The following is a 15455-nucleotide window of genomic DNA, read 5'->3' as shown; positions in this document are numbered from 1 at the left end:
TAAATATTGATGGCTCGGTTGCTTTGTTCGAAGGTGAGATGAGCCTAAGTCCTTCTGGCAAGGTGGTCAGGCTGAAAGGGCTGATCAACAAGACCGCATAGCACTAACCGCTGGTGTCTTGATCCACGCCAGCATGGGGTAGATAGCGACAAAGCTCTCCTGAAAATGTGCGGGGGTGCCACTTCGATAGCGAGGTGGCACCCCCTTATACTTAGACCCTCGGGGTCGTCAGTAGTCTGTAGCCCTTGTAGAGCAGCAGCGCAAAACGCAGCAGCTCACAGGCCGTAGCAAGGTCATCAACCATTTGGCTAATCCTTGCGAGCTCCAGCTGTGGATTTCACCTATCACCGGGTTGATCCTCCCGGATCGCGGTAAGACTGAATCACGCTCGAGCTTGGGTTCTCCTGCTATCGGGGAGTTAGCATCCCTCAAGCGATCTGAGCCCGCACACCCCCGCCGCATAAGAAAGGGATGCTTGAAGGAGTTCGGACCGAACTTTTTGATCCAGAAGCGATCAGAGCAGATCGCGCTCATAAATTCTGCCCCGCGCCAGCCCGATCCGCATCGCCGGCGTCTTACCATCCGTGCCCGGCTCCATCCAGTTGTGGTAGAACCGATAGATTTCGACAAGCTTCGACAGAACGACTGGGTCGTAGAGATGATGCCTGCCCCAGACGCGACCAGGACCATTGGTCGAAATCTGCGGCCGGCTGGCGAAGCGCACGTTCGAGCGGAAGCGATGGAAGTAGCTATCGACGCTTCGGAGCGTAGCCAGGCGCATCAGCTTGGCTTTCTCCCGCGCCTCCAGCCCCGGGTGGTCCGTGAGCAGGCAGACCCGCCTGTTGGGCTCGCTCTTCGTCGGGAATGGATACTGAAACCATTCACCGACCGGCTCCCCGACAAGACGGACAGCCACCTCCTCGTCGAGGATCTCGGCGTAGAACTCCGCCGGAATCAGACTCAGCTCAGTCGGGGTCAACCCCGTGGTTGCACACAGGTCGATGCGACCATCGGAGACGACGCAGTTGCGCATATCGTTCGTCATCGCCTTGTCGAAGTCGATGATGGCGAGATGCGCGCGCCCGGCCGACACTTCCGGCTGAAAAACTGTCGCGAATGATTGCTTGAGGCCAGCATCCCCATCCATCACGAAGATCAACGGGGCGTCCGTCTGGCCGATATGATCGTGCAGCCGCATTGCGTGGGCAAACTGCATCACATCGTAGCGCAGCATCGAGCCGGTGGCAGGCAGGCCGTATTCCTCCACCTGCGGCAGCCCCGCAGCCTTCGCCAGCCGCACGAGATGTGCGTCGAACTCGGTCTTCGTCCAGATGCGGGCGTGGCGGCGGAAAGCCGTAGAGATGTGGTCCTCGTCCGCCGCACGGGACTGGGCCTCCGCTTCCGCCGACGAGATCTCCGGGTCGAGCTGGAAGGACGCCTCCATGATGAAGCCCGATCGCGCGTGCGCGGTGCAGAGATGCTGGAACACGACCGGAAAACGCCGCTTCCGGCTGGGCCAGTTGATGGTCAGCGCCTGGCTGTCGGTGGCGAAGCGTGAGCCCATCTCTGCGAAGTCGATCCGGGAGAAGTCCTCGCGGCGCGCCACGAAGCTCCCGACCTGATCGTGGTAAAACCCGATCCGCCGGTAGATGTCTCGGTAGGACAACCCGGAGATCTTCGAGGTCTTGGCGAGCGACAGGTCGTTGCAGAGCATATCGAGGACCAGGCGGTTCTTGTCCGACCGCTTATGCCGACGGGCCGGCTTGCCGGTCGAGAAGGTCTTCGCGCAGCCCTTGCACCGCCAGCGCGGGTCGCCGCCCTTGGTCTTGCCGAAGCGCTGATAGAGCTCCGGATGCTCCTCGACCGAGAGGCCTTGGTTCGCGCAGCTCGCCGTGCGGCAGGCGGGCGCGCAGGGATCAGTCTCGCGCAGGCGTCGCATCCGCTCGTGTTCCTCCGCGACCGCACGGTTGTTCTTTACCCGGGAGGTTGTGCGACAGGCGGGACACTTGTAGAACTCTTTGTGCTTGCCACCCGGCACCGCTCCGCGCGGCATACCTGGCGGCGCGGACGGGGAGCCATTCGGTCGCTTGAACGGATCGGGCAGCACGCCGTAAAAGGCGCAGGCCGGGTTGCGGCAAAAGTTGAGATCGACACCTGCCACGGGCGCAGGCAGCCTTCGGGTCAGCGGGGCCACCGCTGTTCCCGAAGATATTTTCGAGACGCTCGACACCTGTTTCCTCCATTCGGACGACGGTCAAGCGTGGTGTCAAAGAAAAAGTTGGCCGCAGTGCGGCCAACCGAAGAACTTTTTCAACATTTACCGTCAGGGGCTGGGCCGGGTCGGCCCCCTTTCTCGACTGACCATCCGTCATCCGTCCTGGACATTGACGCACCTGTCCCTCCGGTCCATCACTCGGGCCAGTCGGGACGGGGAGCAGATGATGGCCAACATGCGGATTTCCGAACGGTCGCGTGTCGACCCTTTCATCGTCATGGACGTGATGGAGGCCGCCCGCCGCGCCGAAGCCCAGGGCCGGCACATCGTCCACATGGAGGTGGGCCAGCCTGGAACGCCAGCACCGCAGGCCGCCCGCGTCGGTCTGACCCGTGCAATGGCCTCCGATCCGCTTGGCTATACCGTGGCGCTCGGGCTGCCTGAACTGCGGGCGGGCATCGCCGACCTCTACCGCCGGTGGTACGGCGTCGACCTCGATCCTGCGCGTGTGGTGGTGACGGCGGGGTCGTCCGCGGCCTTCCTTCTTGCCTTCACGGCCCTTTTCGACGCGGGCGACCGGGTGGGGCTGGGGCTGCCGGGCTATCCCTCCTATCGCCAGATCCTGAAGGCCCTTTCGCTGGTGGCGGTGGGCATCGAGACGCAGGCGGCCGACAGGTTCCAGCCCGTTCCTCACACCCTCGATCCGTCGCTGGCCGGGCTGATCGTCGCCTCGCCGTCGAACCCCACCGGCACCATGCTGAACCGCGCATCGATGCGCGCGCTCATCGACGCCTGCCACGCGAACCGGACGGCCTTCATCTCGGACGAGATCTATCACGGCATCCATTACGACGGTGGGGCCGTTTCGGCGCTGGAGGTGTCGGACGACGTCTATGTCATCAACTCCTTCAGCAAGTATTTCAGCATGACCGGCTGGCGGATCGGCTGGATGGTCGTGCCGGAGGATCACATCCGCACCATCGAACGCCTGGCCCAGAACATGTTCATCTGCCCCCCGCACGCCAGCCAGATCGCGGCGCTGCACGCGCTCGGCGCGGACGACGAACTCGACGGGAACCTCGCTGTCTATGCCAGGAATCGCGCGCTCATGCTCGATCGCCTGCCAAGGGCGGGCTTCGACCGGATCGCGCCGCCGGACGGGGCATTCTACATCTATGCGGACGTGTCCCACCTGACCGAAAACAGCGTGAACTTCGCATCGGAAATACTTGAAAAGGCTGGGGTGGCCGTGACGCCGGGCGTCGACTTCGACCCCGGGCGCGGGGCGGGAAGCCTGCGCTTCAGCTATGCCCGCGCGACGGAGGACATCGAGGAAGGACTTGCCCGCCTGCGTGACTTCATGGCGGCGCGGTGATCCGTCTCGCCCTTCTCCTTGGGTTTCTGGCGACGGGAGCGTGGGCGCAGGCCGACGGCCGTGCCACTGTGACGGCGTCGGATGCCCACGACAGATGGGGCGGGGCACAGGTCACGCTGGGGCTCAGCCGCGCCGTGCCCTGGCGCGTCTTCGTGCTGGCCGACCCATGGCGGTTGGTTCTCGACACGGCGGAGGTCGACTGGACGTCGCTCGACCCCGCGACTCTGGCCGAAGTGGGCACGCCCGCCACCGGGCGCATCCGCGCCGGCTGGTCCCGCCTCGTGCTGACGTTGCCCGGCCCGATGGCGGTCGGACGGGCCTGGATGGAGACGGACGCCGGACCCGCGATCCGGGTCGAGCTGACCGACGGCGCAGGGCGGCAGGGGCCGCTCAACCCGCGGTCATGGGACGCCATCGCACCCGATGCCGTGCCGACAGTCGAGCGGCCGCGCCAGACGGGGGACCGGCCGCTGGTCATCGCCCTCGATCCTGGTCACGGGGGCGTCGATCCGGGGGCCGAGCGTGGCGGCACCACCGAAGCCTCGCTGATGCTGCGCTTCGCGCGCGAACTGGCCGAGGTGCTGCGGCGCGAGGGGCACGAGGTCGTTCTGACGCGCGACGCGGATGAATTCGTGGGCCTGCGTGGGCGGTCTACCATCGCGCGGGCGGCGGGCGCGGACCTGATGATCTCGCTCCACGCCGATGCGGTCCGGGGCGGGGGCGCGGAGGGCGCGACCGTCTACACCCTGTCCGACGAGGAGCCAGGTGCGCTGGCCGCCGAGATCGCGCAGCGCCACGGACGCGACGACCTTCTGCTGGGTGCGGGCCAGATCGAGCAGGGAGACGAGATCGCCCGCGTCCTGATCGAAATGGCGCGGGCCGAGACCGCGCCCCGCGGCGAAAGGCTGGCCGACGCACTCATCACGGGGCTGAGCGGGGCGGGCGTCCGCATGCACAAGCGGCCCCGGCTGGGCGGGCGGTTCACGGTGCTCAAGGCGCCGGACATTCCTTCCGTCCTGCTGGAACTGGGGTTCATGTCCGACGAAGGCGACCTGCGGAACCTCATGTCCGCCGAATGGCGCGCGCGGATGGCCGCGGCGGTCGCCCGTAGCATCGACGCCTGGGCCGACAGCGATGCGGAGGAGGCGAGACGCCTGCGGCAGTGACCCTGCGCCCCGTTCAACGGATCGTGACCGGACGGCATGGGCAGCGCGCCGCCCGACGCAGTGTCGCGCTTTGACGGCAGGGGGTGCGGCGCGTATATCGGCACGACCGGAAGAACCAAATCTGACGGGCAGGGGCACGGGTACATGGCGGACAACAGGTTGAAATCGGCGGGCGCATCGCTCTGGCGCGGGTTGCAGGCCGTCGGCATGTTCTTCCTCGCGACGGTCGGGGGCCTGTTCTCGGCGGTGACGCTGGGCGTCGTGGCGCTCGCCATGTCGATCGGCGGTGTCCTCTGGATGTACGGCCGCGACCTGCCCAACCATGAGCAGCTTGCCCAGTATACACCCCCCACGATCAGCCGCATCTATTCGGGCGAGGGGCGACTGATGGACGAATTCGCCCGCGAACGCCGCCTGTTCGCCACGGCAGACGAGATCCCCCCCCTGGTCAAGCAGGCGTTCATCTCGGCCGAGGACAAGAATTTCTATCAGCACGCCGGATACGATCCCGTCGGCATGGTCTCTGCCGCCGTCGATGCGGCACGGGGCAAGCGCCTGCGGGGCGCGTCGACCATCACGCAGCAGGTGATGAAGAACTTCCTTCTGTCCTCGGACCGCAGTGCCGAGCGGAAGGTGAAGGAGATCATCCTCGCCTCGCGCATCGAGGAGACGCTGGGCAAGGAGGACATCCTGGAGCTCTATCTCAACGAGATCTTCCTGGGGCAGAACAGCTATGGCGTGGCCGCGGCATCGCAGACCTATTTCAACAAGACCCTGTCGCAATTGACGCTGGAGGAAGCCGCGTATCTGGCGATCCTGCCCAAGGCGCCGTCGGACTATCACCCCGTCCGCCAGGCCGAGCGCGCGATCGAGCGGCGCAACTACGTCTTGCTGGAGATGTTCCAGAATGGCTACATCACCCGCGCCGAACTGGAGACCGCGCAGCAGAAGCCCCTGCTGACGGTGCAGTCCGGCCATTATGCCCCATTCCGCGCCGCCCTGCCGCCGCGCGATTACTTCACCGACGAGATCCGGCGCCAGTTGACCGAGGATTTCGGCGAGGAGGAGTTCTTCACCCAGGGCTTCAACGTCCGCGCCACCGTCGATGCCGAGATGCAGGCCGTCGCGGCCAAGGCATTGCGCCGCGCGCTGGAGCAGTTCGACCGTGGCCAGGGCGTCTGGCGCGGCACCGGCAAGACCATCGACCCGGCCCTGCTTGATGACGAAACCGCATGGCGCCGCGCGCTGGCCGAGACGGTCGTGGCCCGGGACATCGACCTTGGGAGCGCTTGGCTGCCCGCCGTCGTCCTGGCCGTGGGCGACCAGAGCCTGACGCTTGGCGCCGAAGGGGTCGAGGCGCAGGTCGATGTCCCGCGCACGGACATCGACTGGCTGCGCGGCAGCTTCGTCGACAACTTCGAGGTGGGAGACGTCGTCCATGTGCGCCGCTTGACCGACGACGCCACCGGCGACCTGATCCGCTGGTCGCTGCGGCAGGTGCCCGAGGTGCAGGGCGGATTCATGGCGATGGACGTGAACACCGGCCGGGTTCTCGCGATGCAGGGTGGCTTCAGCTATCAGCATTCGGTCTTCAACCGGGCGACGCAGGCCACGCGGCAGCCGGGATCGTCCTTCAAGCCATTCGTTTATGCCGCAGCGCTCGACAGCGGGTATCAACCCAACACCATCGTCGTGGACGCCCCCATCGAGATCGACCAGGGCAACGGCGAGATCTGGCGACCCAAGAACGCGTCGAACAAGTATTACGGCCCCAGCCCCCTGCGGACGGGGATCGAACGCTCGCGCAACCTGATGACCGTCCGGCTGGCGCAGGACGTGGGCATGGGCACGGTGGCCACCTATGCCGAACGGTTCGGCGTCTACGACCGCATGGATGAGCTTCTGGCCAACTCGCTCGGCTCGCAGGAGACGACGCTCTACAAGATGGTAGCGGCCTATGCGATGTTCGCCAACGGCGGCGAGCGGGTGGAGCCCACGCTGGTTGACCGCATCCAGGACCGCTATGGCCGCACCGTCTATCGCCACGATCAGCGGTCCTGCAACGATTGCGAGCAGTTCGCGTCCCTGGCCGATGGGCAGGGTCCCCGCATCGTATCGAACCGCGAACGGGTCATGGACGCGATCACGGCCTATCAGTTGACGTCGATGATGCAGGGCGTCGTCGAACGTGGAACCGCGTCGCGGACGGTGAACCTGCCGGTGCCGATCGCTGGCAAGACCGGAACCACCAACGATTCCAAGGACGTCTGGTTCGTGGGCTTTTCGTCCACCATCGTCGCCGGATGCTACATCGGCTATGACCGGCCGCGCAACATGGGCCGGTCGGCGTCGGGCGGCGGCATGTGCGGTCCGGTTTTCAACGAGTTCATGGCCGAGGCGATCCAGAAGTACGGCGGCGGCCCGTTCGAGGTGCCCGAAGGCGGCTACTTCGTGAAGATCGACCGCTATACCGGCGCACGCCTGCCCGACGACGCCACGGGCGAGAACGTCGTGGCCGAATACTTCCGCCAGGGCGACGATCCGTTCATGGGCGTGGGCGGCACGATCATCGACGGCGGCTTCGCGATGGCGGGCGACTTGCCGCTGTTCGGGCGGGGCGAGGGCGACGTGGAGGACCGGGGCGGCATCCAGGTCGAGACGTCGACGGGACGCAGCGTCGTGGTGCCGGGACGCGCGTCCTTTGGGGCGCTGTCGTCCGGGGGCCTCTACTGACCCGCCGCCTTGCCCCCCGGCGGGGCAGGGTTTAGGTCAGCGGCGACAAACCCCGAGAGGTTCGAGAGTGCGCGCAGAAGTCCAGAACAACGTCGAGGCCATCGGCAAGTCCGTGGCCCTCCTCAAGCGGCGGCTCGACTGGGAGACTGCGCCGCATCGCCTGGAGGAGATGAACGCGATGATCGAGGACCCCACGTTGTGGGACAACCCCGAGCGCGCGCAGAACCTGATGCGGGACCGTCAGGCCCTGATCGACAGCATCGAGGGCATTGAGGGCCTGGAACGGGATACCGCCGATAATCTGGAACTTATCGAACTGGGCGAGATGGAGGACGACGCGGAGGTCGTGACCGAGGCCGAGGCCGCCATCGCCCGCCTGGTCGGCACCGCCGCCGAGAAGGAACTAGAGGCGCTGCTCGACGGCGAGGCGGACGGCAACGACACCTTTCTCGAAATCAACTCCGGCGCGGGCGGGACCGAGTCCAACGACTGGGCCAACATGCTGGCCCGCATGTACACCCGGTGGGCCGAGAAGCGCGGCTATACCGTCGAATTGCAGAGCATGTCTCCGGGCGAGGAGGCGGGGATCAAGTCCGCTGCCTACAAGATCAGCGGCAAGAACGCCTATGGCTGGCTCAAGTCTGAATCGGGCGTGCACCGGCTGGTCCGCATCTCGCCCTACGATTCTTCAGCCCGGCGACACACGTCCTTCTGTTCGGTCTGGGTCTATCCCGTCGTTGACGACAACATCGAGATCGAGATCGCGCCCAACGACATCCGCATCGACACCTACCGGTCCTCGGGCGCCGGCGGGCAGCACGTCAACACGACCGACTCGGCCGTCCGGATCACGCACCTGCCCACGAACATCGTGGTGACGAGTTCGGAGAAGTCGCAGCACCAGAACCGGGATATCGCCATGAAGGCGCTGAAATCGCGCCTCTATCAGATGGAGTTGGACCGCCGGAATGCCGATATCAACGCTGCGCACGAAGCCAAGGGCGACGCGGGCTGGGGCAATCAGATCCGGTCCTATGTCCTGCAACCCTACCAGATGGTGAAGGACCTGCGGACGGGCTACGAGACGTCTGACACCGGGGGCGTCCTCGACGGCGCGCTCGACGGGATCATGGCATCGGTGCTGGCGTCCGACGCTTCGGGCAAGAGCCGGGCGGACGCCAACGGAGACTAGGGCGGTCGCGGCAACGAAAGACCCCGCTCCGTTTCCGAAGCGGGGTTCGTGCATCCTTGACCAGTGACCCGCCGGGTCAGCCCTGGTGCTTGGGCGCCTCGGGCTTGGGGGGCTGGCCCGTATGGTTGCGCGGACCGGTGGACAGCGGATCGTCCTGACGCTGCACCGCGCCTTCGAAGTGGGCACCCGATTCGATGGCGATAGTCTTGTGGATGATGTCGCCCTCGACCCGCGCGGTGGAGGTCAGGCGCACCTTCAGGCCGCGCACGCGACCGATGACGCGACCGTTGACGACGATGTCGTCGGCGATAACCTCGCCCCGGACGGTGGAGCCTTCGCCTACGGTCAACAGATGGGCGTGGATGTTGCCCTCGACCTCACCCTCGATCGTGATGTCGCCCGACGTCTTGATATCGCCCTTGATGATAAGGTCCGAAGACAGGGTCGACGGCGCCACCTTGGGCTTCATCGCGGCCTGTCCGGCGCCGAGTTCGAGACCGGCGGGCTTCGACGGCGGCGCCGAAGCGGACGTCTGCGAGTGGGTTGCGGACTTGTCGGCGTCACCGCCGGGCTGGTTCAGCTTAGATTTAGAAAACATCCTGACCTGCATTGATGAAAGTGATTGGGTCCAGGGCCTGACCGTTGCGGCGAACCTCATAGTGGAGATGAGTTCCGGTCGACCGTCCGGTCGATCCCATACCACCGACCTTGTCCCCGCGCGAGACCCTTTGGCCAACGGAGACGTTGATCGCGCTCATGTGGCCATATCGCGTCTCGAATCCGAGGGGGTGGCGGATCTTGACCAGCTTGCCGTAGCCGTTGGACCAGCCGGCGTGGACGACCGTGCCCTCGGCGGTGGCCAGGATCGGGGTGCCTGTGGCGCTGGCCAGGTCGAGCCCCTCATGCATCCGGCCCCACCGGGGCCCGAAGGGCGACGTCCGACGATGCGAGGCCGTGACCGGCATCGAGAGCGGCAGGCTCTCGGCGGCAAGGCGGTACATGTCGATGTCTTCCAGCCGGTCCAGGATGCCATTGGCGCGGGCGGTGTCCATGTCGTGCAGGTCGCCGCCGCCGCGCGTCGACACGACGACGGGGCTCAGCGGGCCGCCCTGTCCGACGTAGGAGCTGCGGACCTCGCGCAGCAGCGCGTCCGACGATACGCCGGCGCTGGCGAAGACCTGCTCCAGCGGTTCCAGCGAGGTTTCCAGCGCCGTCTCCAGGCGGCTGAAGATGCGGTCGTTCCGCTCGGCCACGACCTCCGCCATCATTTCCATGCGGGCGATCTCGGCATCGGCACCCTCGGCTACGATAAGGGCCTCGTCCCGCTCCAGCGCGGTGGCGTCCAGCGCTTCGGCAAGGGCTCCGGCGGTGGCGCTGCTGTCGGCCGCCAGACGCTCGGCCTGAACCGCCGCCTCGGGCGCGTTGTCCAGACGGGCGGCCAGGGTTGCGACCTCGCCCCGGGCCTCGTTGCGTTCGGTCACGGTGCGGCGCAGGGTCCGCTGGATGACCTCGATTCCGGTCTCGAGCTCCCGCACACGCTGTTCGGAGGCGAGGACAGTGCCTTGCATCTTCGACACTTCCTCAAGCGCGGCGTAGAACCGCTCCAGTGCCTGCTCGGCCTCGGTCGCGCGGGTGTCGCGCTCCGACGACAGCGCGGCAAGGCGCGTCTCATAGGCGATCTGCGCGCGTGCGTTCTGGTCGCGCGCCGTGCCGGAAGTGATGGCCCCGATCAGGAAGAAAGACGTCACGATCGCCGTCCAGCCCAAGACCAGCGCGCCGCCCACCAGGGTCGCCGCCTGCGTCATTGGCCGCATCCGGACGAACCGGGTGCCTTGTTCGGATTTCAGGAAAAGCCGCTGCTCGGGCAGATGGCGTTCGAGTTTCGCGTTGAGTCTGTCCGACAGGCGTTGCTTCACGCGCCGTCCCCCTTGTCTTGAATGTCGCGGGCCCGCACCGGCCCGCCTTCCGTTCCCCTCACGGTTCCCCCCGTATCGAAGGATTTGCCGTGTGTGGCGTTCTAGACACGGTGGCGACGTCGGGCAACCTTTTCGCGATTGGTCACCCCGCCCGGCGGCGAAATGCCGCCCGTCCGGAAATATCCCGATGTCAGGCGCCTTCGACCAGCGGCCAGTAGAAGTCGGGCGGCAGGCCCGCATCGGCGCGCTTTTCCTCGTTGAACGGGGGCTTCAGCGGGCCATGGAAGTGCCGGCGGACAAGGTCGTGAAAGACCACCTTGGGGTCCAGATCGTGCCGTCCGCACAGGAAGTGGAACCATTTGGAGCCGTAGGCGACATGCGCCACCTCTTCGCCATAGATCGTGCTCAGCGCCTCGACCGCGCGCGACTCTCCCGCCCGTTCGAAAAGGGCGATCATTCCGGGCGTCACGTCGAGTCCCCGCGCCTCCAGCACCATGGGCACGACGGCGAGCCGCGCCATCAGGTCGCGCGCCGTCTCCTCTGCCGCGCGCCACATGCCGGCATGCGCGGGCAGGGCGCCGTAATGGCTGCCTGCGGCCAACAGGCAATCGTTCATCAGGCCCCAGTGCTTCGATTCGTCGTCGGCGGCGGAGACCCAGTCGTCGAAGAACCCAAGGGGCATGGGCACATGGGCGAAGCGCGCGATCACGTCCCAATGCAGGTCCACGGCATTGAGCTCGATATGCGCGACGGCGTGCATCATGGCGATGCGGCCCTCCGCCGTGCCGGGCTTGCGGCGCGGAACGTCGCGGGGGTTCAGAAGCTCCGGCCGGTCGGGGCGCGCGGGCCGGTCAGGCGGCTCCGCCGTGCCGATGTCGATGGGCGTGCCCCCCTCGCGCGACGCCCGCCAGTGGGCGGCATGGGCGCGCGACAGGTCGGTCTTGGCGCGGGGGTCGGCGGTCTCCAGCACCTCGACCGCCATGCGGGCCAGCGTCGTCACGCGCGGATCGCGGCCAGAACCTCGTCCGAATGGCCCGCGACCTTGACCTTCGGCCAGACCTGCCGGACCGCACCGTCCGCGCCGATCAGAAAGGTCGTCCGCTCGATCCCCATGAAGGTCTTGCCGTACATGCTCTTTTCCCGCCAGACGCCGTAGTCCTCGCAGGTCGTCCCCTCCTCGTCGGACGCGAGGATCACCTTCAGGTCGTGCTTGGCCGCGAACTTGTCGTGCTTGGCGGCCGAATCCTTCGAGACCCCGATGACCACGGCGCCCGCCTCCGCGAAGGCCTCGATGGCCTCGGAAAAGGCGATGGCCTCCTTGGTGCAGCCGGGCGTGTCGTCCTTGGGATAGAAGTAGAGCACGACCTGCCGGCCCTGGAAATCCGACAGGCTGACTTCGCCGCCGCCATCGCGGGGCAGGGTGAATTCCGGGGCCTTGTCGCCCGGCTGGGGAAGGTCTGTCATCGGCGGCTCTCCGGATGTTGTACCCGATGGGACTTGGAACCGGGTAGGGGTCGGGTCAAGTATGACCTTCGCCACGAACGCCGGAGCCGCCCCTTCCATGCCCGAGAGACCAGCCGCCCAGCCGCGCCGTCGCGGACGCCGCCGCGCGTCCGCGCTCGTGCTGCTGGTCCTTTGCGCGTTGCTGGCGGGCGCAGTGCTGCGGCTGACGCAGGGGCCGGTGGCGCTGCCGGCCTGGACGGTCGCCCGGATCGAGCAGCGCATCGGCCGTGACCTCGCGCCCCGGCAGGTGTCACTGGGCCTCGTCGCGCTGTTCTACGACCTGGAGGACCAAGCCCTGCGCCTGCGCCTGCGCGATGCGCGGCTGACCGATGCCTCCGGCCCCGTGGTCACTCTGCCCGACGCGCGGGTCGCGCTCGACGGGGCGGCGCTGCTGCGGGGCAAGCTGCGGCCCCGGCGCGTCGCAGTGGAGGGCCTGTCGCTCGACGTGGCGCGCGATGCGGACGGGGCGTTCTCGCTGGCCTTCGGCGCGGGCGGCGGCGACCTGCCGGGCACCTGGTCCGAGGCGCTGGAGACGCTGGACACCCTCCTTGCCAACCCCGTCATCGCGGAACTGTCCGACGTGACGGTCGAAGGCGTCACCCTGCGCTTCACCGACGCGATCACCGGCCTGTCCGAGACGGTCGAGGACGGCACCGTCGTCTGGGCGCGCGACGGCGGCGGGGTGCGCCTGTCGCTCACGTCGTCGCTGCGGCTGGGGGCACGGACGGCACGGGTGGCGATGTCGCTGACCCGGCGCGGCGACGGGCAGGGCGCGCAGGCTACGGTGGCGCTGGACGACCTGTCGCTGGCCGGGCTGGCCGAAGCCGTCCCCGGTGTGCCCGCGTTGACGCTGGTCAAGGGCGAGGTCTCGGCCAGCGCGGCCATGACCCTGGCGGAAGATGGCACCCCCGGTCCCCTCGTCGGCCGGCTGGAGGCCGGGGGCCTGTCCATGACAGACCGGCCGGCCCTCGCCCTCGACCGCGCGCTTCTGGCTTTCGCTTGGCAGCCGGGGCCGGGGCGCATCGCCTTGTCGCAGATCGAGGCGTCGTCTGACGACCTGTCGCTGACTGCCGACGGCCAGATCCTGCTGGAGGACGGGCTGATCGGCCCGGTGCAGATGCAGCTTCGGCTCGGCCCCACGGTGCTCGACCCGGAAGGGCTGTTCGACCGCCGCGTTGAATTCGCGCAAGGCTTGATCGAGGCGCGGCTGACGCAGGCGCCGCTCGGCCTCGCCATCGGGCAGGCCATGCTGACGGGCCCCTCTGGCACCGCGCGCCTGTCGGGGCGGCTGACCTTTACCGATGAGGGCCCGGCAGGGGCGCTTCGCCTTGTGGTGCCGCAGATGGCGGTGGACCAACTGGTGGCGCTCTGGCCGCCCTCGATCCAGCCGCAGGGACGCGCGTGGTTCACGACGAACCTTCTGGGCGGCGAGGCGCGCCGCGCCGTGGCGCTCGTCCGGCTGGAACCCGCGACCCCGCCGCAGGTCGCGGCCAGCTTCGAGTTCTCCGGCGGCGCCTTTCGCTACATGCGCGAGATGCCCCCGGCGCAGGACGCGGCCGGCGCGGCGCAGCTCGATGGTAACCGGCTGACGCTGCGGCTGGATCGCGGGGCGGTCCCCGTCACCGGCCCGGACCAGCCCGAGCCGTCCGGCACCGTGGACGTGGCCGGCACGACCTTCACCATCCCCGACGCGACCGCGCGCCCGGCGGAAGGGGTGCTGGACCTGACGGCACAGGGCGGCATCGGCGACATCCTGACCCTGATGGACAACCCGCCCTTCCGCCTTCTGGACCGGCTGAACAAGACGCGGGATCTGGCCTCCGGTGCGGCCGAGGCGCGGGTGGCCGTGCGCCTTCCGCTCCGGAAGGGCAACGCCCCGGCCGACATCGCCTATGACGTGACAGCCCGCCTGACAGACGTGGAAAGCCGCGCGATCGTGCCGGGCCGCCTTCTGGCGGCGCCGGACCTGACGCTGACGGCCGCACCGGGCGAGGTGACGATAGCAGGCGACATGACGCTGGAGGGGGTGCCGTTCTCGGGTCGCTGGCGTCAGGCGCTGCCACCGCCGCTGAGCGATCCGATCGTCCCCGGCGCGCCGCCCCCGCCGCCGCGTCCCCTGCCCGAGCCGGGGCAGGTGACGGGCACGGCGCGGCTCACGCCGGACGGTCTGGAGCGATTGGGCATCACGATCGACGCGCTCGACCTGCGTGGCGAGGCATCGGCGGATCTGTCCATCGTCTTGCCGCAGGGCGAGCCGCCGCGCCTGAGCGTGCGGAGCGACCTGCGCGGCCTGTCGGTGGCCTTGCCCGTCATCAACTGGTCCAAGGGCGCCGCCCGCGCCGCCGACCTGCTGGTCGAGGCGACGCTCGGGCCCGTGCCCGAAGTGACGCGCGTTGCCCTCGACGCGCCGGGGCTCGACGCGACGGGTCAGGTGACGCTCCGAGCCGAAGGGGGTCTCGACCGTGCGAGTTTCGACAGGGTGGATGCCGGCTGGTTCGACGGCCCCCTGGTCTTGGCCGGCCGGGGCCGGGGGGTGGCACCCGCCGTCACGATCCGTGGCGGCACCGCCGATCTGCGCCGCGCGCTGCTCAACACCGGGGGCGAGGGCGGGGGCGATGGCGCCCCCCTCGACATCGCGCTGGCCCGGCTGCAGGTGACCGAAGGGATCGCCCTGACCGACCTGCGCGCCACGTTGCGCGGCGGCGCGGGCAGCTTCACCGGCCGCATCAACGGGGGCGCCGCCGTGGAAGGGGCGATTGCGCCGCAGGGGGGCGGGACGGCGGTTCAGATCAGGGGCGGGAACGCCGGCGAAGTGCTGCGGTCGGCGGGCCTGTTCCGGGACGCGGCGGGCGGGCCGATCACACTGACCCTGCGGCCCACGGGGCAGACCGGCGTCTTTTCAGGCAGCGTTCGCATGGCCGACGTGCGGGTCCGCAACGCGCCCGCGCTCGCGTCGCTCCTTCAGGCGCTGTCGGTTGTGGGCATCCTCGAACAGCTGGGTGGCGAGGGCCTGTTCTTCCCGACCGTCGAGTCGGAATTCGTCCTGCGCCCCGGCGACATCATCGTCCGACAGGCCAGCGCGGTCGGCCCCTCCATGTCGATCACGGCGGACGGCACCTTCGACCTCGGGTCTAAGCGGATGGACATGCAGGGCGTGATCTCGCCCATCTACCTCGTGAACGGCCTGTTCGGCGCGCTGTTCGCGCGGCGCGACGAGGGGCTGTTCGGCTTTACCTACCGTCTGAGCGGCCCCGTCGCCTCGCCCGCGGTATCGGTCAATCCGCTGTCGATCCTGACGCCGGGCGTGTTCCGCGACATCTTCCGCAAGGATGTCCCTTCCTGATAGGGCGCGGCC

General features: G+C 68.0%; 10 protein-coding genes. 5 read left to right on the top strand and 5 right to left on the bottom strand.

Annotation, left to right across the window (positions count from 1 at the left end; genetic code table 11):
* Positions 1–514: 514 nt before the first annotated feature.
* On the bottom strand, positions 515–2194 hold the full coding sequence (locus JAN5088_RS13510; protein ID WP_143114527.1) for an IS1 family transposase: 1680 nt from the start codon (positions 2192–2194) through the stop codon (positions 515–517).
* A 256-nt stretch (positions 2195–2450) separates the two neighbouring features.
* Between JAN5088_RS13510 and JAN5088_RS13505 the strand changes: the two genes are divergently transcribed.
* The 4 genes from JAN5088_RS13505 to prfB all read left to right on the top strand — a co-directional run bounded on the left by JAN5088_RS13505 (position 2451) and on the right by prfB (position 8681).
* The gene (locus tag JAN5088_RS13505) at positions 2451–3590 is read left to right on the top strand and encodes a pyridoxal phosphate-dependent aminotransferase (protein ID WP_055683372.1); all 1140 of its coding nucleotides are present in this window, start codon (positions 2451–2453) and stop codon (positions 3588–3590) included.
* Entirely contained in the window at positions 3587–4756 is a 1170-nt protein-coding gene (locus JAN5088_RS13500; protein ID WP_055683302.1) for an N-acetylmuramoyl-L-alanine amidase, read from the top strand. Before JAN5088_RS13505 ends, JAN5088_RS13500 begins: the two co-directional genes overlap by 4 nt.
* Before the next feature lie 207 nt (positions 4757–4963).
* Entirely contained in the window at positions 4964–7489 is a 2526-nt protein-coding gene (locus JAN5088_RS13495) for a penicillin-binding protein 1A (protein ID WP_055683371.1), read from the top strand.
* A gap of 67 nt (positions 7490–7556) precedes the next feature.
* Positions 7557–8681, top strand: coding sequence for a peptide chain release factor 2 (gene prfB / locus JAN5088_RS13490; protein WP_055683301.1), 1125 nt, complete (start codon positions 7557–7559; stop codon positions 8679–8681).
* Between the two features lie 76 nt (positions 8682–8757).
* Here prfB and JAN5088_RS13485 read toward each other — a convergent pair whose 3' ends face one another.
* The 4 genes from JAN5088_RS13485 to bcp all read right to left on the bottom strand — a co-directional run bounded on the left by JAN5088_RS13485 (position 8758) and on the right by bcp (position 12061).
* Positions 8758–9279: a bactofilin family protein gene (locus JAN5088_RS13485; RefSeq protein ID WP_074962774.1), complete on the bottom strand. Its 522-nt coding sequence runs from the start codon at positions 9277–9279 to the stop codon at positions 8758–8760.
* Positions 9269–10597 carry a M23 family metallopeptidase gene (locus tag JAN5088_RS13480; protein WP_055683299.1) on the bottom strand — a complete coding sequence of 443 codons (1329 nt, stop codon included), beginning with the start codon at positions 10595–10597 and terminating at the stop codon, positions 9269–9271. The genes JAN5088_RS13485 and JAN5088_RS13480 overlap by 11 nt, the downstream gene beginning before the upstream one ends.
* Positions 10598–10787: 190 nt before the next feature.
* Positions 10788–11579, bottom strand: a complete 792-nt coding sequence (locus JAN5088_RS13475) for a ferritin-like domain-containing protein (RefSeq protein ID WP_055683370.1) — start codon at positions 11577–11579, stop codon at positions 10788–10790.
* Between the two features lie 14 nt (positions 11580–11593).
* On the bottom strand, positions 11594–12061 hold the full coding sequence (gene bcp, locus JAN5088_RS13470; RefSeq protein WP_055683298.1) for a thioredoxin-dependent thiol peroxidase: 468 nt from the start codon (positions 12059–12061) through the stop codon (positions 11594–11596).
* Positions 12062–12158: 97 nt separating this feature from the next.
* Here bcp and JAN5088_RS13465 point away from each other — a divergent pair, with 97 nt between their 5' ends.
* Positions 12159–15443 (top strand): AsmA-like C-terminal region-containing protein, encoded by a 3285-nt coding sequence (locus tag JAN5088_RS13465; protein ID WP_143114988.1) that lies wholly within the window; start codon positions 12159–12161, stop codon positions 15441–15443.
* Positions 15444–15455: the final 12 nt, after the last annotated feature.

The organism is Jannaschia rubra, assembly GCF_001403735.1.
In the GTDB taxonomy this organism is placed as follows: domain Bacteria; phylum Pseudomonadota; class Alphaproteobacteria; order Rhodobacterales; family Rhodobacteraceae; genus Jannaschia; species Jannaschia rubra.
This window is presented reverse-complemented; position numbering and strand designations above follow the sequence as displayed.

What these genes read in the sequence shown, in the direction of transcription:
- JAN5088_RS13505 (WP_055683372.1), top strand. Translation starts at nt 2,451, where the DNA reads ATGCGGATTTCCGAACGGTCGCGTGTCGACCCTTTCATCGTCATGGAC.
- JAN5088_RS13495 (WP_055683371.1), top strand. Translation starts at nt 4,964, where the DNA reads ATGTTCTTCCTCGCGACGGTCGGGGGCCTGTTCTCGGCGGTGACGCTG.
- JAN5088_RS13485 (WP_074962774.1), bottom strand. Translation starts at nt 9,279, where the DNA reads ATGTTTTCTAAATCTAAGCTGAACCAGCCCGGCGGTGACGCCGACAAG.
- JAN5088_RS13475 (WP_055683370.1), bottom strand. Translation starts at nt 11,579, where the DNA reads ATGGCGGTCGAGGTGCTGGAGACCGCCGACCCCCGCGCCAAGACCGAC.
- bcp (WP_055683298.1), bottom strand. Translation starts at nt 12,061, where the DNA reads ATGACAGACCTTCCCCAGCCGGGCGACAAGGCCCCGGAATTCACCCTG.
- JAN5088_RS13465 (WP_143114988.1), top strand. Translation starts at nt 12,159, where the DNA reads ATGCCCGAGAGACCAGCCGCCCAGCCGCGCCGTCGCGGACGCCGCCGC.